This window comes from Micromonospora sp. NPDC049274, assembly GCF_040678875.1.
Taxonomy (GTDB): domain Bacteria; phylum Actinomycetota; class Actinomycetes; order Mycobacteriales; family Micromonosporaceae; genus Micromonospora.
The window spans coordinates 52,114-73,196 of record NZ_JBFAQS010000023.1 but is presented as its reverse complement, the minus strand read 5'-3'; the positions used below and the strand labels follow the sequence as shown (position 1 = coordinate 73,196).

Here is a 21,083-nt window from a genome sequence, read left to right as displayed (position 1 = left end):
GATCGACGCGATATACGCGTCTCTCGTGCGGGATCCGGGGCGTCGGCGCCCTCGGGGCTTTGTCATCTGCGTGGCTGGGTGAACGCTGTGGGCCTCCGGTCGGGTCTTCGGATCGACCGGGAAGAAGACGGTACGCATGACGGTCACGTTCAACCACACCATCATCGCCAGCAAGGACAAGAGCGCCTCGGCCGCGTTCTACCGGGAGCTGTTCGAGCTGCCGGAGGCGCCGTCGTGGGGGCCGTTCGCCAACGTGCAGTTGGACGAGGGACAGCTGCTCCAGTTCGCCGAGCCGCCGGTGGACATCCAGATGCAGCACTACGCGTTCCTCGTCGACGACGAGTTGTTCCTGCGCTGCCTGGCGTTCGTCGAGGGGCGTGGCATCACGTACTGGGCCGACCCGCAGCTGAAGCGGGAGGGGGAGACCAACACCGAGCACGGTGGGCGCGGTTTCTACTTCTTCGACCCGGCGGGACACGCCATCGAGATCATCACCCGCCCGTACCTGTAGCAGGCGCGGCGGCCGGTCGGGCGCGGTTGCCCCACCGGCCGTCAGCGTCGCTGCTGAGCCTCGCGGGTCGTGGGGTCCGCGCTCTCGCCCGGGCGTACGGGATTGGTCAGCTGGAACCCCGGCGCCGCGAGGTTGGCCCCGTGCTCGCGATCGGACAGCACGAACGTTCCGCCCCGCTGCTCTGGCTGCCAACCACTCTTCAGGCCGCAAATGATGACCGCCCGCACGTCCGCGGGTGTGGGGTAGCCGTTGTCGACAACGTACGGCCCGGGAGCCGACAGCAGATCCGCTTCGAGTTTCTGGCTGTTCTTACCGCCGGGACCCCAGGCGCGAACGTAGACGGCCCGGTGGGAGAAACCGTTGACCTGGACGCGGTGCAGCGCAGCGCGCCACATGTAGGTGTGCCCGTCGATGTGTATCTGCCGTAGCCGAGCCCGCATCTGCACCGCCTCCGTGGCCGGACCTCCTGAACCACAGATTGTTCCTTCCTCCGGCACGCTCGCAGAGCACTGGTGCGGCACTTCGACTGAAACGCAGCTAGAGCGGCTACTCGTGGTGCTACTTCGGGGCGCGCAGCGCTTGCCACAGCGTGCGGTAGAAGTCGGTGTAGGTCCGCTCGACGTGTGTGGCGAACCGCCTCGTTTCCTCGTGCCGGGCGGGGAGCTGGTTGATGGGTACGCTCATCGCGGCGTGGTGCTCGATGTGCAGGTTGTTGCCGTTGGTGTACCAGGTACTCAACCAGCTGCCACGGATCGACCGGGTGTTGTGGAGCACCTCAGTGGTCTCGGTGTCGCAGAGAATGTGCTCGGGCAGTTCCACGAGAAAGTGCATCGGCACGGCGGCGACGACCGGCAGCACCCAGAGCAGCAACACGTACTCACCGAGACCGGCGAGAGCCAGACCGATGGCGGTGAGAACCGCAATCCCCTGGACCAGGTGCTCCTGCACGACATGACGCCGCATCTTCGGGCTGATGTCACCGAACTCGTAGTTCCACCGGCCGGCCGCGCTGCGGACGACGTCCCGCAGCACGACCAGGATGCGGTGGTAGTCGAGCGAACCGCGCAGCAGCGTGGCGAGCGTCAGCGGTTGGCGCGTGTCGAACCCGAAGAATTCGGTGTCGTGTGGGGTGCCCAGGAAGCGGTGGTGCTGCAGGTGCCGTACCCGGTAGTGGCTGTAGACGACGAACAGGGGCAGGCCGAGTGGCACCCCGACCAGGCGGTGAGGCCAGGCCCTGCGGAACGCGGAGTGGTGCAGTGCCTGGTGTTGAAGCTCGACCGCGTGGGTGTACATGGCGGCCAGCAGCAGCACGCCCGCGACGACCGCGACCGGCTCCGGGCGCAGGGCCAGGGTGGCCCCGGCCGCGATGATCAGAGCCAGGACGCCGAGCTTGCCGAGGAAGACACGCTCGTCGACGCCTGTGGTGCGGGCGCGGGCGAACAGCAGGGTGGGCGCGGGGGCAGGGGTGGACGCGGGTACGGCGGTGAGCGTCATGGTTCTTCCTCGGGGGCGGGTGTGGGTGGGATCAGCGGCCGCTGAGCAGGACGACGTGGGTTCCGGTCAACGCGGTGCTGCGGGCGTGCGCGAGCAGCCCGGCCAGGGCGACCGAGCCGGCGGCGGTGGGCTGGGCTCCGTACTCGGCGAGCAGGTGCCGAGCGGTGAGCAGTTCGTCGTCGGTGGCCGCGTGCACGGCCCCGCCGCTGGCCCTGATCGCGTCGAGCGCCTCGGGGCCCTGTAGTGCGTGCCAGTTGACGAGCGGCTGGTTGTGGTCGGTCGTGGTGACGCCGTCCGGGTCGAGCATTCGGTACGGTCCCGGCCAGCTCGTGACCAGCGGGTTGTTGCCGGCCGAGCCGACTCCGTGCAGCGGCACGTCCCACCCGAGCCGGCCCAGAGCCTTGTGTACGGCGATGACTGTGGTGCCGTTGCCGACCGGGATCCACAGCGCCGCAGGCGGTTCGGCCAGCTCGGCGTGCAGGGCGTGGGCGACGGTGCCGTGGCCGGTGAACACCGCCTCGACGTAGGGGCCGTCGACGTTGCCGTCGATCGCGCCGTCGAGGGTGGCCAGTCGCCGAGACTCGTCGACCGCGTCCTCGTAGCTGCCGTCGATCAGGTGCACGTCCGCGCCGGCCGAACGCATGAAGGCGCCGCCGTCGCTCCAGCCGGTGGGCAGCACGACGGTGCAGGGCATGCCGATGGCGCCGCAGGCCATCGCCATCGCGCGTCCGTAGTTGCCGCAGGTGGCGATGACGATGCGCCGTCGACCTTCAGCGATCGCCCGGGCGACGACCTGGCGTGCGGCCGGTTCCTTGTGGCTTCCGGACGCGTACCGGGTCTCGTCCTTGATGAGGATCCGGGCGCCGGGGACGAGGTCCTGCGCGTCGATCAGGGGGGTTCCGTACGCGTCGATGGGGTGCTCGACGTAGGTGTCGACGGACATGTGGCGGCCTTTCGCGAGGGTGGATGTCAGCGGGGGGTGGGCAGGGCGGCGTCGGCCGCGCGCTGCAGGTCGTCGCGGGAGCCGATCTCGGCCGGTGGGAGGGCGTCGGGCAGGTCGTCCTCGAGCAGGCGTAGGCGGCGGTCGAGCCAGCCCCGAACGGCCCACGCGAGTTGCAGCAGGCCGCTGACGGTCACCAGCAGGGCGAGCCCGCGGCCGGGTCCGGTGCCGAGCACCTCACCGACGCTGCCGGCGAGGGCGCCGCCGGGCTCAAGCAACGGCTGGACGTACCGTTCGGCGAGAGGACCGACCACCAGGTAGCCGATCGGCATCGTGAGCATCATCAGCGAGATGAAGATCGACAGGACGCGGCCCTGCAACTCGAAGCCGACCTTCGTCTGCACGGCGGCGATCCAGTGCCCCTCGGCGAGCGACTCGCCGAAGGTCAGCAGGAACATGCCCACGATCACCCACACCGGGCCGGTGCCGAGCCCGACGACTGTCATCGCGATGCTCGCCAGCCCCATGAAGAGGATGAGGCCGTGGGCGCGGCGGGCGGTCCCGCCCCAGACGCCCATGACGACACTGCCGGCGAGCCCTCCGACGCCCCCGGCGCCCAGGGCCAGACCGAGCACCGCCGGGCTCTGCTCGATGAGCAGCATCGGGGTGATGACGGCGAAACCGAGCGTGTAGAAGGCATGGTCGACGATGAAGAACCGCAACGCGGCCCGCAGGCCGGGGCGGCGGATGATGTAGCGCCAGCCGTTGGCGATCTCGGTGCGGAACGTCTCCTCCCGCCGGTGGAACATCAGGTTCGGGAACCGCACGAGCAGGAGGGACAGCACCCCGGCGACGAAGGTGGCGGTGTCGATGAGCAGCACGCCGGAAACGCCGATTGAGGCGATCAGGCCGGCGCCGAGCAGCGGGGCGAACACCGTGCCGACCGAGACGCCGAGCTGGCTGATGCCGTTGGCGTGTCCGAGGAACCGCTTGGGCACCAGTTGGGCGACGGCCGCGAGGTAGGCGGGCCGCTGGAACGCGCCAGCCATCGAGGTGACCGACACCGCCAGGTAGATCTGCCAGAGCTGTAGGCCGCCACCGGCGAACACCGTCACCGCAAGCGTCGCCATGGACAGGCCCGCGACGGTGTCGCTGGCCAGCATCACCCGCCGCCGGTCCCAGCGGTCGGCGACGGCGCCCGCGATCGGCCCGACGAGAATGCCGGGCAGCAGGCCGATCGCGTTGACGACGGCGAAGTCGGTGAGGGATCCGGTGCGTTGGAAGACCCAGATGCTGAGTACGAGAGCGCTGAGCCCACTGCCGATCATCGAGAGGAACTGGCCGGCAGCGACAGTCGCGAAGCGCGCGAGACTTGGCGCCGGCCCCGCCTGGTGGTTCTGATGCACCGGTTCGGTCGTCGCGCCGCCCGCGAACGCCACGAGCTCGGCGGCAAGCGGCTGCGCGTGCGACTTGACGAAGAAGTGCCCGGCCTTGGGCAGGACCGCGAGGTGCACACCGCCCTCGCCGAAGTGCTCCCACTCGCGGAAGCGCTCCTGGTAGTGCTCGGTCACCCGGTCACGGGAGCCCACGACGGCCAGCACGGGAGCCTTCAGTCTGGTGGTCTGCCCCCCGTAGGCGGTGGTGAAGAACTCCTCGGCGTCGCGGGCGTCATGCCGGACGTTGCGCAGCACGAACGCCTGCTGCTGCGGGTCGTCCACGTCGGTGAAGCCGCCGCGGCCCCGCAGGTAGGCCAGGTACTCGCGGTCCGAGGTGAGCGCGTCGGTCGGGACGAACCGGTAGAACCAGTCGAAGATCCGTCCCGGCAGCCGGGCCGTCGGGAAGCCCGCACCGAGCGCCACACCCGCGAGTTCGACGCCCGCCTCCTCGGCGCGCTGTGCGATCCGCATGGTGACGGCGACGCCGAGGCAGTGGCCGTAGAGCAGCACCGGTCCGCTGACCTCCCGCAGCTCGGCGAGCACCCGCTCGGCCACCTCGGCCGAGGGCAGCAGCGGCTCGTCGGGTCGGGCGTAGTCGTGTCCGGGCAACTCGACGGCCAGCAGCGCCCAGGTGGCGGGCAGCGCGTCGGCAAGCGGCTGGTAGGCGACCGCGCTGCCACCCGAGTACGGGACGCCGACGACTGTCAAGCCACCGGCGGCGAGGTTTGCGTCGCGCGGGGTGAGCCGGTGCAGCATCCGCCGCTCGGCGGGTGGGTTCTCCACACGGCTGTCCAGCAGTGCCGCGAGCCGGCGTACGGTCGGTTGCTGGTAGAGGTCGAGCAGCGTGGGCGCCGGCGTGATCTGCCGGACCACCCTCAGCGCCGCGAACGAGTCCCCGCCGAGGGCGAAGAAGCTGTCGTCCAGACCGACGTCGGCGACACCGAGCACGGCGGACCACGCCTCGGCGATCGCCTTCTCCCGTGGTGTCTCCGGCGCGGGGCCGGCCACTGTGGCACCGGCCTGCGGCGGCGCGGGCAGACGGCGCCTGTCGAGTTTGCCGTTGGGTGTCAACGGCAGCGCGCTGAGGCTCAGCACGCGGGCGGGGACCATGTGCACGGGCAGGGCGCGGCCCAGCGCGTCGCGGAGCGCGGCCTCGTCGGCCTCCGCACCGGTCGTCGTGACCACGTACCCGATCAGCCGGGCGATACCCGAGGTTGGAGTGTGCACGGCGACAGCGCACGACGTGACGCCCGGCAGGGCGCCCAGCGCGGCCTCCACCTCACCCAGCTCGATCCGGTAACCGTTGACCTTGACCTGGTCGTCGAGGCGGCCGAGGAAGTCGACTGTGCCGTCGGCGTGGAAGCGGGCGGCGTCGCCGGTGCGGTACATGCGGGCCCCGGATTCGGGGGCGTGCGGGTCGTCGACGAAGCGTTCGGCGGTCAGCTCGGGCCGCCCGTGGTATCCGGGGGCGACACCGGCGCCGCCCAGATACAGCTCCCCGACGACACCTGCGGGTACCGGCTCGCCGTGGGCGTCCAGCACGTACACGCGGTTGCGGGGAAACGGGCGCCCGATCGGCAGCGGCGCCTCGGCGGGCAGGTGCGCCGCGGAGGCGTCGAACCAGACGTTGTCGACTGTCACCTCGGTCACGCCGTACGCGTTGACCACCCGGCCGTGCGGCCCGACCAGGCGGCGGGCCAGCTCGTACTCGTGCACGTGCCACTTCTCGCCGCCGCCGATGAGCATCCGCAGCCAGGAAAGGCCAGCGCCGGTGCGCTCGGCGTGTGCGAGCAGCCCGCGCAGCACGGCCGGGACCAGTTCGGTGCACTCGACCCGTTCGGCGCGCATCAGCTCGTACAGGTCGGCCGGGTCGAGCAGCGTCTCGCGGGGCACGACGACCAGCCGTCCGCCGGTGGTGTGGGCCCGCAGCGTCTCCCCGACGAACATGTCGAAGGAGAAGCTCGCCGCCTGCTGGTACGTCCATTCCGGGCGCAGGTCGTAGGCGCGTTGCCACATGTCGGCGGCGTGCACCAGGTTGCGGTGTGTCACGACGACGCCCTTGGCCTTGCCGGTGGAGCCGGAGGTGTAGATGACGTACGCCGGGTCGTCCGCCGCGGCGGCCGGCGGCAGGTCGCTGCCGTCCTCCGGTAGCGGGCCCCGCAGGTACGCGGCGTCGACGAGCACGGCGGCGCCGCTGTCGGCGAGCATGTAGTCGAGCCGTTCGCGCGGGTAGGCGGGGTCGAGCGGCACGTAGGCCGCTCCCGCCTTGAGTACCCCCCACATCGCGACGAACAGGTCGAGGCCCCGGTCCAGGCAGATCGCCACCCGGTCGCCGGGTTGGACGCCCTCGGCCCGCAACCGCCGGGCGATGCGGTTAGCCCGCATGTTGACGTCGCCGTAGCTCATTGTGTCGCCGCGGAACGTCAGCGCCGGCGCGTCGGGGGTGGCTGCGGCGTGCCGCTCGAACAGCTCGTGGACCGTCGTCGCGTCCGGGACGGGCGCCGTGACGTCGTTCCAGTCGTGCAGGATCCGGTGCCGCTCCTCGGCGGTCAGCAGCGGCAGCCGTAGGACCTCGGTGCCGGGGTCGCTCGCGGCGGCGGCCAGCAGGGTGAGCAGATGGTCGGCCAGCGCCGCCACCCGTGGCTCGTCGAACAGTTCGGTGGCGTAGTCGATGGTCAGCAGCGGTCCGTCGGCCGGGAAGTCCAGGCCGACGGCGAGGTCCACCATGGTGGCGGCGGGCGCGACTTCTCCGGCGTACCGGACGGCCGTGTCGCGCGGCGCCGGGGTGTTGTGCACGGTGAGCATCACCGGGCTGACCCGGTTCCGGTTGCCGCTGCCGGGCCGCGCCAACGCGTCGACCAGGTCGGGCAGCGCGAGCGTCTGGTGGTCGAGGTCGGCCAGGACAGCGTCGCGGACCCGTGCGACCAACTGGGCGAACGTCGGCGCGCCGGCCACGTCGCCGCGCATGGGCAGGATGTTGAGCAGCGGCCCGACCAGGGCGGCCTCGCCCGGCCCGGTGCGCCCGGCGACCGGAGTCAGCACGGTCACGTCGGTTCGGCCGGTATAGCGGGCGAGGACCGTCTGCAGCCCGGCCAGCACCACCATGAACAGACTGGCGCGCTCGCCTCGGCCGTACACGCGCAGCCGCTCCAGGAGCGCTGGGTCGACGTGACGGGTCAGCCGCGCGGCAGCGAAGGACCGGGCCACCGGGCGCGGCCGGTCGGCGGGCAGTTCCAGGTCGAGGTCCGCGTCGACGAACCGCTGCCGCCAGTACTCCCGCAGCTCCGCGTCGGAGCGGGCGGCAGTGTTCCGCGCCGCCAGATCGGGCAGCGCGACGGCAGGGGCCAGGTCGGGCTCCGCACCGCTACGGGCAGCGCGGTACAGCGCGGCCAACTCCTCCCCGACGACAGTGGCGGACCAGCCGTCGAACACCAGATGGTGCACGACCAGAACCAGCTGCGTGGCGTCGGCGGCCAGGTACGCCCGCGCGAGCGGCCCGGCGGCGAGGTCGAACTTCGCCGCGACCGGCTCCCCCCGCACCAGCTCGAGCCTGGCGTCGGAGCCGATCACCATCCGCGGCTCGGCACCGTCGTCGGGAAACCGGGCGCGCAGCAGTGGGTGTCGACGAGCCAGCGCAGTGAGGGCTCGAGCCAGCGCGGCGGGCTCGACCGGCTCGGCGAAGCGGTAACGGATGCCCAGGGTGTGCGCGGGCAGGTCGGCGCAGACCTGCTCGGCGACCCAGAAGTCCCGCTGCAGTGAGCTCAGCGTCACCGGAACGCCCTCGGCCACGGCGACCGTCTCGGCCATTCCGCCGGCGTCGGCGCTCGTGACAAGGTTGGCCACCTCCGCCAGCGTGGGCGCCGCGTACAGCCGGCTCAGCGTCAGCGCCACGCCGTGCTCGTGCCGCAGGGCGCTGATCATCCGTACGGCGTCGAGTGAGTCGCCGCCGAGCGCGAGAAAGTCGTCGTCCGGGCGTACCTGCGCGATACCGAGCACCGCAGTCCAGATCCGGGCCACCGCGCGCTGCGCCGGGGTGAGACCGGTGTCCACGACCGGGCCGTCCGGGACGACCGCGGCCAAGGCCCGCCGATCGACCTTGCCCTGCACGGTCAGCGGCAGGCGGTCGTGACGCACCAGAGCTGCCGGGACCAGGTACGCGGGAAGCTCCTCGGCCAGGGCGGCGCGAACCGCGGTCAGGTCGATCCCGCGATCGGCCACCACGTGCCCGGTCAGCCGCGCCTGGTCGCCCCGCTCACCGAGCACCACCACGGCGTCCTCGATGCCCGGCGCGGCCCGCAGCGCCGCCTCGACCTCCCCTGGCTCCACCCGGAAACCACGGATCTTCATCTGCTCGTCGAGGCGCCCCAGGAACTCCAGCGACCCGTCCGCGGCACGGCGCACCCGGTCCCCGGTGCGGTACTCGCGGCCGGTGGGCCCCGGCCGGAACCGCTCGGTGGTCAACTCCGGCCGGCGCAGGTACCCGGTGGCAACCTGAACTCCGCCGATCGCCAGCTCGCCGGCTTCGCCGTCGGGGGCCTCGGCGCCGTCCGCGCCCAGTACGCGGCAGGTGACGCCGGGCAGTGGGTGCCCGATCGGCACGGCGTCGCCGACCCATCCGGTCAGGTCGGCGACGGTGGCGACGACAGTGGTCTCGGTCGGCCCGTAGGTGTTGAGCAGCCGTACCCCGGGACTGGCGGCGCGCTGCCACCGGCGCACCGCGTCGGGCCGCGCGGCCTCGCCCCCGATGATCGCCAGCCGGACCGTGGCGGGCAGTGTCGCCTCGGCACGGTCCAGGGCGGCGACCAGCTCGTGCCAGTACGCGGTCGGCAGGTCCAGCACGGTGACGCCCAGCCTCGCGCAGCCGTCCAGGAACAGGTCGGGGCGACTGATCATGTCATCGTCACGCAGCACCACGGCCGCCCCGCAGGTCAGTGCCGGGAAGATCTCCTCGACGCTGGCGTCGAAGCTCAGCGACGCGAACTGCAGGACGCGGTCGGCGGCGGTGAGCTCGTAGCGCTGCCGGGCGGCGGCGCAGAACGCGGCGAGCGCGGACATCGGCACGACCACGCCCTTGGGCCGCCCGGTCGATCCGGACGTGTACACGGCGTACGCCGCTCCCGCGCCAGCCGCTGCGTACGCTTCGTCGCCGACCAGGGTGTTCGTCGCGGCGACGCCATCCGGGGTGATGATCGCGCGGGGTCTCGCGTCGGCGAGGATGAGCTCCTGACGGGCCGCCGGATAGGCCGGGTCGATGGGCACATAGCCCGCGCCCACCCGCAGGACCGCAAGCATCGCCACGACCGCGTCCCGGCTACGCGGAAGGCGCAGCGCCACCAGGTCGCCGCCGGACACCCCGGCGACCGTCAACGCCGCCGCCCGCTCCTCGACGCGGGCAACCAGCTCCGCGTAGGTCAGGTCACCCGCGCCGTCGACCACCGCTGCGGCCGCGGGCCGGCGCCGGGCCTGCGCGACGACCTGCTGCCACAGTGGACCCTCCCCCACGGGCGATGTGCGGATGTCGATGGCCTGACTCATGAAGGGCTCCCGGGTGTCGCAGACAGCGAAAGGCGTGCCGGCGCAAGACCCTAGGGATCGACTGAGGTTCGCGGATGAACGCCGACCGACGCTCGGAAGGACCTTGATCGGTGGAGCGTTCACCTGGTGAACGCCACGGCCCACCGGCCAATGTTGCCGCCGCCTGCCCGAACACCGCTGCTGCACAACGGTTGCGATGAACTGCCCGTGAACTCGACGCCGCAGGGGTGGGTAGTGGTCGCGCACCAGAGGAGGAGTCGCGGCTGACCGACTTGAGCGCGGGAGGGGCTGCTCCGGCAGGTGAACTTTGGGCAAACGAATGAATGTCGAGTGGATGTCCGGGGCACCACCTGTGCAGACACTCACGACGACGTGCGAGGTGTGTGATGACCGAACCCGCAGCCAGTGGCGGTATCGTGGACCCTGAGATCGCCTTGCAACGCCAGGTCGAGACGCTGAAACAACGATTCCCGGATGCTGACGAAAGCGAGATCTCCGCCCTCGTGCACGAAACGCACAAGCGCCTCAAGGACGGGGCGAGCATCGACTCGCACCTGGTCGCCCTCACCGAGAAGCAGGTGACGGAGGAACTGCGCGGCGGCGGTGGGACCGTTCACATCCGTAGCGACAACACGGCCTGAGCAGAGACACGAGAGTGATCGGCCGCTGGCCTGTCGCGCCGATCGACGTTGTCGCAACGGGTCCCTGTGGTGGTGGACACGAAGCCGCCGCCCGCAGCCGGATGCGACGTAGCGTTGAGGGCTGCCCAGGGCCGATCCGCATACGGCATGCCTGGTCGACGCCGATCCGCGAGACGAAAATGGTGAACGCCGGGTGCCCGTGACGAGTGAACCCCAGGTGGTCGCGCTAACGCCGACAACCGTCGCACCGACGATCCCGGCGGTGTTCCGATCCGCCTCGGCCCCCGCCCGCCGCACGCTTGTCGACATTCTCGACGACTCGGTGCGCGCGCACGCGGATGCCTGCGCGCTCGACAGCGGTGCCACCACCGTGACGTACCGCGATCTGGCCGACGAGGTCGAGGCCGTCCGCAGGTCGCTGGCCGGGCACGGCATCGGTGTCGGCGACCGCGTGGGCATCCGCATCTCATCCGGTACGGCCGAGCTGTACCTGGCGATCCTCGGCGTTCTCGCGGCGGGCGCCGCCTACGTGCCGGTCGACGCGGACGATCCCGAGGAACGCGCGGAACTCGTCTTCGCCGAGGCGGGGGTCGTCGCAGTGCTCGGTGACGGCCTGGCGGTGTCGCTGCGTCGTACCCCCGTGGGTCGGGTCGGTCGGCCCGGCCCGGCCGACGACGCCTGGATCATCTTCACCTCCGGCTCCACGGGCACCCCGAAGGGGGTGGCGGTCAGCCACGGCGCGGCGGCGGCTTTCGTCGACGCCGAGGCGCGGTTGTTCCTCGTCGACGAGGCGAGCGAGGCGATCGGCCCGCAGGATCGGGTACTGGCCGGGTTGTCGGTGGCGTTCGACGCGTCCTGCGAGGAGATGTGGTTGGCGTGGCGGCACGGCGCGTGTCTGGTGCCGGCCGCGCGGTCGCTGGTCCGCAGTGGCGTCGACCTCGGTCCGTGGTTGGCCGAGCAGCGCATCTCGGTGGTGTCTACGGTCCCGACGCTCGCCGCGCTGTGGCCGGTCGAGGCGTTGGAGGAGGTCCGGCTGCTGATCTTCGGTGGAGAGGCCTGCCCACCGGAGCTGGCGCAGCGCCTGGCCGTCGAGGGTCGCGAGGTCTGGAACACGTACGGACCGACCGAGGCGACAGTGGTGGCCTGCGCCGCGCGGATGACCGGTGAGGGACCGGTCCGCATCGGGTTGCCGCTGGCCGGCTGGGAACTCGCCGTGGTCGACGGGTCCGGCGCTCCGGTGGCAATGGGTGAAACCGGCGAACTGGTCATCGGCGGGGTGGGGCTCGCCCGCTACCTGGACGCGGGCAAGGACGCCGAGAAGTTCGCGGCGCTGCCCGCGCTCGGCTGGCAGCGGGCGTACCGCAGCGGTGACATCGTCCGGGCGGAGCCCGAAGGGCTCCTGTTCGTCGGTCGCGGTGACGAACAGGTGAAGCTCGGCGGACGCCGAATCGAGCTGGGTGAGATCGACGCCGCGCTGCAGGCGCTGCCCGACGTCGCCGGCGCCGCCGCGGCGGTGCAGCGCACCGCCGCGGGCAACCAACTGCTGGTGGGGTACGTGGTCCCGCACGAAGGCGTCACATTCGATGCCGCGGCGGCGGCGCTGCGGATCCGTGAGCAGTTGCCGGCAGCGCTCGTGCCGCTGCTGGCCGTGGTGGATGCGCTGCCGACCCGGACATCCGGCAAGGTGGATCGGGCCGCGCTGCCGTGGCCGCTGGCCACCGGGCAGGACACCGCGGGCGAGCTGACCGCGACGGAGGAATGGCTCGCCGGTGGTTGGGCGGAGATCCTTGGCGTACGTCCCACCGAGGCCGACGCGGACTTCTTCAATCACGGCGGCGGGAGCCTGAACGCGGCGCAACTGGTGGCGTGGATCCGGCGCCGGCACCCGCGGGTGTCGGTGGCCGACATTTACCTCCACCCGAAACTGTCGCGGCTCGCGGCCGTGCTCGACGCGCTCGACACCACGGCGGCGACGCGCCGGGAGGTCCGGCCGACGCCGAGGCGTGCCGGGCTGATCCAGGCGGCGACGATGGTGCCGATGCTGGCGCTGGTCGGACTGCGCTGGCTGACCGTCCTGGCCGTCCTCGGCAACGTCTTCGCCCTGCTCGCGCCGGCACCCTGGGCGCCTGTCGTGTCGTGGTGGTGGGTGGCACTGGGCTGGCTCCTGATGTTCAGCCCGCTCGGCCGGATCACAGTGGCCGCCGCAGGAGCGCGACTGCTGCTGCGCGGGGTACGCCCCGGCAGCTACCCACGCGGTGGCGGCGTGCACCTGCGGTTGTGGGCCGCCGAACGCCTCGCCGAGCTGACCGGTGCCACAAGCGTCGCCGGGGCGTCCTGGATGATCACGTACGCCCGGCTTCTCGGCGCGCAGATCGGGGCCGACGTCGACCTGCACTGCGCGCCGCCGGTGACCGGCCTGCTGAAGCTCGGGCGCGGCGCGGCGATCGAGCCGGAGGTCGATCTGTCCGGCCACTGGGTCGACGGCGATGTCGTCCGCATCGGCAGGGTTCGCGTCGGTGCCGACGCCCGGGTCGGGTCCCGCAGCACCCTGATGCCCGGCGCTCGGATCGGCAAGGGCGCGCGCGTCGCCGCGGGCTCGACGGTGGCCGGCGCCGTGCCGGCCACCCAGTACTGGGCCGGCTCACCGGCCGCAGCCGCAGTTGCCAAGGATTCCGACGGGTGGCCCGGGCAACGTCCCCCCCGATCGCGAACAGGGGCACGCCTCTGGCCGCTCGCGTACGCGCTGACCTCCCAACTACTGGGACTGGTTCCGGTCGTGGCCGCCCTGCCGGCGCTCGCCCTGCTCGGCTGGACGCTCGCCATCCGACCCATGGTCGGCGCTGTGCTGGCCGCCGTCGCGGTGGCGACCGTCGCCTATGTCGTGGGTTACGCGCTGCTGGTGCTCGGGGCCGTCCGGGCGCTCAGCATCGGCCTGCGCGCCGGGTACCACCCGGTGCAGGGGCGGGTGGCGTGGCAGGTGTGGACGACCGAGCGGCTGATGGGGATGGCGCGGGTGGGGCTGTTCCCGCTCTACGCCAGCCTCTTCACGCCGGTGTGGTTGCGGCTGCTGGGCGCCAAGGTGGGGCGCGGGGTGGAGGCTTCCACAGTGCTCGCGGTGCCGGCGATGACCACGGTCGCCGACGGGGCCTTCCTGGCCGACGACACCATGGTCGCGACCTACGAGCTGAGCCACGGGTGGCTGCGCGTCGCTCCGGCCCGCATCGGTAAGCAGGCGTTCCTGGGCAACTCGGGAATGGCGGCGCCCGGACGTTCGGTGCCGAAGCGGGGCCTGGTCGGGGTGTTGTCGTCGGCGCCGTTCAAGGCGAAGAAGGGCTCGTCCTGGCTCGGCGCGCCGCCGATGCCGCTGCGCCGGACCGTGGAAGCGGCCGACACCAGCCGCACCTTCGACCCGCCTCTGCGGCTGAAGCTGGCCCGGGCGGCGATCGAGCTGTGCCGGATCGTTCCGGTGATGTGCGCCGGCGCCCTGGCGATCGGCGTCCTGGCCGTCCTCGCGCTCGTCTGGCGGACCGGCGGGTGGTGGGCGGCCGCGCTCGCCGCCGGGCCGGTGCTGCTCGGCGCGGCGATCATCGCCGCCGCCGTCGCGACGGCCGCGAAGTGGCTGCTGGTCGGGCGCTTCCGGGTCACCGAGCGCGCGTTGTGGACCTCCTTCGTGTGGCGCAACGAGCTCGCGGACACGTTCGTCGAGGTCCTCGCCGCGCCGTGGCTGGTCCGTTTCGCGACCGGCACGCCCCTGCTGACGGCGTGGCTGCGCACGCTCGGTGCGAAGATCGGTCGGGGCGTCTGGCTGGAGACCTACTGGCTGCCCGAGTACGACCTGGTGCGCCTCGGCGACGGCGCGACGGTGAACCGCGGTTCTGTGGTGCAGACCCACCTGTTCCATGATCGTGTGATGAGCATGGACGAGGTGACACTGGGCGCGGGGGCCACACTGGGCCCGCACGGCATCGTTCTGCCGGGCGCGAGTATCGGCGCGCGGACCACCGTCGGGCCCGGTTCGCTGGTGACCCGCGGCGACGCCGTGCCCTGCGACAGCCGGTGGTGGGGTAACCCGATCACCACCTGGCCCGCGCCGGCTTCGCGGCCGGCATGAATCCGAAGGCGTCGACATCGCGCGGTGCCACACCCGGCGCTGATCGCTCCGGCGACTCGTACCTGCCCGAGCACGGCAACGGCGGCTACCGGGTGCGGCACTACGACCTCGACCTCGACTACCGGGTCGCGACGAACCGTCTCGGCGGCCGGGCGGACATCACCGCGGTGGCCGTCCAGTCGTTGTCCCGGTTCACTCTCGATCTCGGTCGGCTCCGCGTTCAGGACGTCCGCGTGGACGGGCGCCCGGCGAAGTACCTGCACCGGCCGAACAAGCTGCAGATCAAGCCCGAGCGGCCGATCGACGCCGGGGACACCTTCCGGGTGGAGATCCGGTACGCGGGAAAGCCGGTGCCCATCTCCGGCCGGTGGGGCGAGCTCGGATGGGAGGAACTCACCGACGGGGTGCTCGTGGCCAGCCAGCCCAACGGGTCACCGTCGTGGTTCCCGTGCGACGACCAGCCCGGCGCCAAGGCCACCTTCCGGGTGGCGGTCACGACCCCTTCCCCGTACACCGTGCTGGTGACCGGTGATCCGGTGCTCCAGCGGCGGGGTGCGGGCGGCACGACCTGGGTGTACGAACGACGCGAGCCCACCTCGCCGTACCTGATGAGCGTCCAGATCGGACGCTACGACCTGGTCGACCTGGCTGTCGGTGACGTGGTCCAGCGCGCGGCGGTCCCGCCCGCGCTGCGTCGCAACGCCGCTCACGACTTCGGCCGGCATGGTCAGATCATGTCGGCGTTGCAGCGGCTCTTCGGGCCGTACCCGTTCCGGGAGTACGTCGTCGTGGTCGCCGACGACGACCTCGACGATCCGGTCGAAGCGCAGGGCATGGCCGTCTTCGGGCGGAACCACGTCGACGGTCGGCGCACGCACGAGCGGCTTGTCGTGCACGAGCTGGCCCACCAGTGGTTCGGCAACAGCCTCACGGTGGCCGACTGGCGCCACATCTGGCTCAACGAGGGCTTCGCCACGTACGCCGAGTGGTTGTGGTCCGGCGTCTGCGGCGACCTGCCGACGGACGCCCTGGCCGCGCGGTGGTACGCGTGGGTCGCGGCTCGCCCGCGCGACGTCGTCGTCGCGGATCCCGGTGTCGACCGGATGTTCGACCCGCTCGTCTACAAGCGGGGCGCGCTCGCGGTGCACGCCCTGCGCAAGGGGGTCGGCGACGAGTCGTTCTTCGCGCTGCTGCGAGCCTGGGTCGCCGAGCACCCGCACGCGACGGTGACGACCGAGCAGTTCCGGCTGCACGCCCAGCGCTTCGCCCGCGAGCCCCTGGACGATCTGTTCGGTGCCTGGCTCGACAGCCCGACGCTGCCCCCGCTGCCTCGTTGACCCAGCCGAACGCGAATCGCCTCCCGATCGCGAATGCCGGTCCCGGAAGACCGACTCAGCCGTCTGCGGCTGGCCGGCAGTGCCGGGACCGGCACCTCGAAGGTCAGGGCCGGAGCCACCAGGGGCTGGTGTAGGCCACGGCGAAGTCGTTACACGGGTGACCGGCTGGGCCGGGGGTGCCGTTGGGCAGGGACGGGTCGGAGATCCGGAGCACCACCCAGTCGCCGTCGTCGATGTCGAGCGGCACGGTGAAGTCGCTGACCTGACCGTTGACGGTGTCGATGACGTCGACGACTGTCGGTGCCGAGGTGCCCGGGCGGAGGACCTGGATGCGCAGGGGCTTGCCGTCCCAGGTCGAGCCGCGGTCCAGGTCCAGCAGGAACCGGACGTCGCCGGAGGTCACGTTCAGCACCCCACCCATGCGTACGCCATTGGCAGTGGCGTCGACCCGCAGCCCCGAGACGCGTGTGGCGAAGGAACGGCGGGCGGCCATCGCCTCGAACACCGCGGCGCGGGTGTTCTCGGCGACCCACAGACCGCTGCGTCCCTTTCCCTCGTGGAAGCCCCAGGTGGTGCCGTGCTCGTCGGTGACGCCGGTCAGCGCCGGCCGCCAACCGGCGTTCAGGCAGGCCACCAGCGGTGACGTCACGCCGGACGACCAGCCCTCGAAGAGGAAGTCGTCGGTCCGGTTGAACATCTCCAGCCCCACGAGCTGATCGCGGGCGGCAGCGTTGAAGGAGAAGTTGTTGAACCGGCCCGCCTCCCGACCGGGGTGATTGAAGCTCGCCAGGCCGCCGGGCCGACCGGTGAGCCAGTTGTACAGGCTGCCGGGGCTGCCGGCCCGCAACAGGTCGGCGAAGTCGGACGTGTTCCAGACGTTTATGTGCCCCTGCAACGGGTGCGACCACTCGAACCCGCGGATCGCGGTGAACTGACCCGGGTCGTTGGCCGCGTTGGCCAGGTCACCGGTGGTCCGCCACTCGGACGAGCTGAGCCCGTCGATCGCGAAGAGCGTCGCGTGATCGGTGAGCGCGGCGACGTCCAGACCGGCCTCACGCATCGAGGCGAACGCTGCCTCGGCGCTGCCGTCGCCGTCCGACATGACCGTGTGGTTGTGCATGTCCGCATGGACCAACGTCGTGCCCTGGGTGATCCGTGATGACCGGCCGGCGCCGACCGTCGCGGTCGGGGCGCCGGCCATCGTCGTGTTGGCCGCCCGGGCCGCGCTTGGCAGCGCGGCCAGCATCAGCGTCCCGCCGGCACCGGCCAGAAGCGCCCGTCGGCCGAAGCCTGCGGGGACCTCAACCTGGCCGTACGGCAGGCCGTCGTCGGGTCCCTGGTCGTGATGGCAGTGGTGCGGGTGATGTCCAGTCATAGCCATATCCATGTTGGTGGATCTGGCCGAGACGTCACGACTATTCGTCGGTCAGGCAAACACTGCGGTACGCGTCATACCGCATCGGTCTGGCCCGGACAGGAATCCGGTCCCCGTTCGGTGGCGGCGAAACTGGTGCCGGCCGGTCGGGGCGACGGGCAGGGTTCACTCACCATCGCGCGGTGCCGGCGCGATCAGCCGCAACGGCGCGACATCGGCGAGTGGTTCAGCGTCGGGGCTGGGCGCGGTGCGGGGCAGCAGCGCGGCCAGACCGGCGCGTGTGGCCAGCACGATCAGCCGGTCGGTGCGGACCAGTGTCCGACGTTCCGGCAACGACCAGATGGTCTGTCCCGTCCGACCGGTCCGCACCGCGATCACCAACGCTGCGCCCGGCTGGTTGACGTCGTGGCAGTACCGTCCCTCGAGTTCGGACCCGGCGCCGACGGGCAACTCAGCCACCAGCAGTACCCGGCGGCCGACCGAGATGGTGTCGATGACCTGCTGGCCCATCATGGCGGCTGCGAACGCGGGCGCTGCCAAGGATGAGACGCTACGTGATTCGTCAATTCTCAGGATGCGCTGTGTGCGCTGCGCGAAGCCGTCGTCGAACAGCCGTAACACCACCCGCAATGGGGGCCTGGTTGCTGCCGACCGTGCTCGGCCCGCCTCGTGCGAGGACCGCCCGGACAGGGCGGTCTCCAGGTTTGTGACATCGTCGTCGGTCAACACGGCGAGCGCTCGGCAGGTGTGTACGGATGCGGCTCGCAGTGTCTCGGGGCGGGTCGCGTCGCCGACGATCACCGGCAGACCCAGCTCACGGGCGACACCGATGCCTCGGGCCGACTCGGAGCGGTCGACGGCGACCACGGAGATGCCGACGGAGTGCAGTTCTTCCAGGACCCTGGTGCCGATGTTGCCGAGTCCCACCAGTACGACGTGGTTGTCGATCGGCTCGATCATGCCGCCGGCGGCGACCGTCAGCCGGGCGCGCACCAGCGAGTCCACCACCAGGGCCGTGACTGTGGGAAGGAGCGCCACCCCGGTGGTCACCAGTACCAGTGCGGTCACCTTCTCGCTGAGCGGTGCGGCGGGGTCGACCTCGGCGGCTCCCATCGCCGTCAGCAGCGTCAGGTAGGCGGCCTGGGCGAGGTTCACGCCGCGGATGTACGCCAGCAGGACGCTGGCCGCCGCGAGTATCACGGCCGTGCCGACCAACGCCAGTCGCAGATTGCGGCTGAACACCAAGCCGAGGGCCCGAAGCAGGCGCGGCCTTCGACGCGGCGGGTCCATTCGAGGCCGCCCGTATGCGCGGACAAGTACCAGGTCTGCCGAATCCTGGTCCGCTGGAAGGACGACCGGCTCCGCGCCGGTCGTGTCGGCCAGGCCGCAAACCACGTCCGCCCCGGCCGGGTCGACGGCGCTGCGCATCGCGGTCCGCAGAAGCTCACCGTCGGGCAGCCGCAGGTACGTCGGCGTGGCGTCCCCGAGCGTGGCGGCAACGAACGCCGGTGCGGCAATCTCGGATCCGGAGAGTACGGCGCAGTCCCCGAGCATCGTGGCCACGCCCTCGCCGAGCACCGGGTTGAACAGTCTGACCACGAGCCGAACGTCGGGAGCCAGTTCCCTGGTGATCATGGCGGCATCCACGTTGGTCACGTCGTCGACACCGACGAAGGCCACGGCCGCAGCCTCCCGGACCCCAGCCTGATCGAGCACTTCCCCGGTCAGGCGACGGGCGAGGATAACCTCCGGTTGCCACTCCGCCACGCTGGAATCCGAAGCGAGGTCGGCGAAGTCGGGTACGTCGTGGTCACTCGACGACGGTAGGATCACGGTGACCGCGACACCGTAGCGGTCTGCCAGTTCAGTGACCAGACGGCGAGCGACCGCACCATCCCCACAGACAACAAACCGCTGTCGTGCCGGCTCTCGGGCGGAGCTCCGTCTAGTGTCTCCGGACACAGTCGCATGGTAATCGACGTGGCTCAGGGTGGCGTCGACACAACCGCCGGCAGACCGCACCGAGTTGCCACCGCGTCGCCTAACCTCAGCCCGGCATGCGACGCTCAAGCTCCGCGACCAACGGGCCACGCCGCGTGGCCCCGGCCACCACCGCCATAGCCGCAGAATCCCTGGCATGACAGGACGGCATCCCCCAACCCCACACCCCTTGCCCGGAGGAACGCAGACCATGGACCACGCATCTCAGCTCATCCAGGAGCGGAGTGCCCCGGCGGCCACGCTGGTGATCTTCGGTGCCTCCGGTGACCTGACCCGGCGTAAGCTGCTGCCCGCAGTCGAGAGCCTGGCTCGGCACGAGCGGCTCCCGGACCAGTTCGCGCTGGTCGGCGTCGCCCGCACGTCGATGACCGACGAGCAGTTCGCCGAGAGCGCCCTCGGCGAACGCACCCTCGCGAGCAAGCGCCAGCTCCAGGGCGGCGTGCGGTACGTAGCCGGCGGCTACGACGACCCGGAAACCTACAAGCGGCTCGTGGAGACCCTCGACGAGCTGGACGCACAGCGGGGCACGTCCGGCAACCGCCTCTTCTACCTGTCCACGCCGGCCGGGGCCTTCGAGCCGGTGATCAACGGGCTGGCCGCTGTCGGGCTCAACCGGCCGCGCGAAGGTTCCTTCTCCCGCCTGGTCATCGAGAAGCCGTACGGGCGCGACCTGGTGACGGCCCGCGAGCTCGACGGCGTCGTGCACAACGCGTTCGACGAGCACCAGGTCTTTCGGATCGATCACTATCTGGGCAAGGACACCGTTCAGAACGTGCTGGCGCTGCGCTTCGCGAACTCGATCTTCCAGCCCATCTGGGATCGCTCCTGGGTCGACCACGTGCAGATCACCGTCGCCGAGACCCTCGGCGTCGGCAGCCGCGGCGGCTTCTACGAGGACGCTGGCGCGATGCGGGACATCGTGCAGAACCACGTGCTCCAGGTCCTCGCACTGGCACTGATGGAGCCACCGGCCACATTCGAGGCTGAGGGCCTGCGCAACGAGAAGGTGAAGTTGCTGCAGGCGATCCGACTCCCCACCGACCGAGACATCGCCGAGGCCGCGGTCCGGGGGCAGTACACCCGGGGCGGCACCCGCGAGGAGCTGATGGCCGGCTACCGCGAGGAGGCCGGCGTCGACCCCCTGTCGCGGACCGAGACCTACGCCGCTATGCGGCTCAACGTGGACAACTGGCGCTGGGCCGGCGTGCCGTTCTACGTACGCACCGGCAAGCGTCTGCCGGCCCGGCTCACCGAGGTGGCACTGCAGTTCCAGCGGCCGCCGCACCTGCCGATCCCGACCGACCAGCTCACCGGCCTCGATGCTGACGCGCTGATCCTGCGGATCCAGCCGAACGAGGGCATCTCGCTGCGCTTCGGTGCCAAAGTGCCGGGCCACTCCTTCCGGGTCCGCACCGCCACCATGGAGTTCTCCTACGACCAGACGTTCGTCGAGGAGTCCCCCGAGGCGTACGAGCGTCTGCTCCTGGACGCGCTGATCGGCGACGCGTCGCTTTTCATCCGCAGTGACGAGGTGCAGCAGTGCTGGCGGATCGTCGACCCGATCATCGACAACTGGGAGAAGGACAAATCGCCGATCCCCACCTACGAGGCCGCCTCCTGGGGCCCGACCGACGCCGACCGGCTCATCGGTCGGCACGGCCGCAAGTGGCGAAATTCCGCGTGACCCTGCCACCACCATCTG

11 protein-coding genes are annotated in these 21,083 nt (G+C 71.3%); 5 read left to right on the top strand and 6 right to left on the bottom strand.

Annotation, left to right across the window (positions count from 1 at the left end):
- Nucleotides 1-136: 136 nt before the first annotated feature.
- Nucleotides 137-511, top strand: a complete 375-nt coding sequence (locus tag AB0K10_RS30225; protein ID WP_363689151.1) for a VOC family protein — start codon at nucleotides 137-139, stop codon at nucleotides 509-511.
- A gap of 41 nt (nucleotides 512-552) precedes the next feature.
- On the opposite strand, the gene AB0K10_RS30220 is transcribed toward AB0K10_RS30225, so the two are convergent.
- From AB0K10_RS30220 to AB0K10_RS30205, 4 genes are all read right to left on the bottom strand, one after another.
- A complete protein-coding gene (locus tag AB0K10_RS30220; RefSeq protein WP_363689149.1) occupies nucleotides 553-951 on the bottom strand; it encodes an integrase in 399 nt (132 codons plus the stop codon).
- A 118-nt stretch (nucleotides 952-1,069) separates the two neighbouring features.
- The gene (locus tag AB0K10_RS30215; RefSeq protein ID WP_363689147.1) at nucleotides 1,070-2,005 is read right to left on the bottom strand and encodes a fatty acid desaturase; all 936 of its coding nucleotides are present in this window, start codon (nucleotides 2,003-2,005) and stop codon (nucleotides 1,070-1,072) included.
- Between the two features lie 31 nt (nucleotides 2,006-2,036).
- Nucleotides 2,037-2,948, bottom strand: a complete 912-nt coding sequence (locus AB0K10_RS30210) for a pyridoxal-phosphate dependent enzyme (RefSeq protein ID WP_363689145.1) — start codon at nucleotides 2,946-2,948, stop codon at nucleotides 2,037-2,039.
- A gap of 26 nt (nucleotides 2,949-2,974) precedes the next feature.
- Nucleotides 2,975-9,916, bottom strand: a complete 6,942-nt coding sequence (locus tag AB0K10_RS30205; protein WP_363689143.1) for an amino acid adenylation domain-containing protein — start codon at nucleotides 9,914-9,916, stop codon at nucleotides 2,975-2,977.
- A 386-nt stretch (nucleotides 9,917-10,302) separates the two neighbouring features.
- Between AB0K10_RS30205 and AB0K10_RS30200 the strand changes: the two genes are divergently transcribed.
- The 3 genes from AB0K10_RS30200 to AB0K10_RS30190 all read left to right on the top strand — a co-directional run bounded on the left by AB0K10_RS30200 (nucleotide 10,303) and on the right by AB0K10_RS30190 (nucleotide 16,005).
- Nucleotides 10,303-10,557 carry a three-helix bundle dimerization domain-containing protein gene (locus AB0K10_RS30200; protein ID WP_363689141.1) on the top strand — a complete coding sequence of 85 codons (255 nt, stop codon included), beginning with the start codon at nucleotides 10,303-10,305 and terminating at the stop codon, nucleotides 10,555-10,557.
- A 253-nt stretch (nucleotides 10,558-10,810) separates the two neighbouring features.
- Nucleotides 10,811-14,668, top strand: a complete 3,858-nt coding sequence (locus tag AB0K10_RS30195) for a Pls/PosA family non-ribosomal peptide synthetase (RefSeq protein WP_363689180.1) — start codon at nucleotides 10,811-10,813, stop codon at nucleotides 14,666-14,668.
- Nucleotides 14,665-16,005, top strand: a complete 1,341-nt coding sequence (locus AB0K10_RS30190) for a M1 family metallopeptidase (protein WP_363689139.1) — start codon at nucleotides 14,665-14,667, stop codon at nucleotides 16,003-16,005. The genes AB0K10_RS30195 and AB0K10_RS30190 overlap by 4 nt, the downstream gene beginning before the upstream one ends.
- A 103-nt stretch (nucleotides 16,006-16,108) precedes the next feature.
- Here the strand turns inward: AB0K10_RS30190 and AB0K10_RS30185 are convergent, their stop codons facing one another.
- Together AB0K10_RS30185 and AB0K10_RS30180 are read right to left on the bottom strand one after the other, a co-directional pair.
- Nucleotides 16,109-17,380: a CehA/McbA family metallohydrolase gene (locus AB0K10_RS30185; protein ID WP_363689137.1), complete on the bottom strand. Its 1,272-nt coding sequence runs from the start codon at nucleotides 17,378-17,380 to the stop codon at nucleotides 16,109-16,111.
- Nucleotides 17,381-17,545: 165 nt separating this feature from the next.
- A complete protein-coding gene (locus AB0K10_RS30180; RefSeq protein ID WP_363689135.1) occupies nucleotides 17,546-19,573 on the bottom strand; it encodes an NAD-binding protein in 2,028 nt (675 codons plus the stop codon).
- Here AB0K10_RS30180 and zwf point away from each other — a divergent pair.
- Complete coding sequence (gene zwf, locus AB0K10_RS30175) at nucleotides 19,572-21,065, top strand: glucose-6-phosphate dehydrogenase (RefSeq protein ID WP_363689133.1); 1,494 nt, start codon at nucleotides 19,572-19,574, stop codon at nucleotides 21,063-21,065. The two genes, AB0K10_RS30180 and zwf, sit on opposite strands and share 2 nt — an antisense overlap.
- The last annotated feature ends 18 nt before the right edge of the window (nucleotides 21,066-21,083 follow it).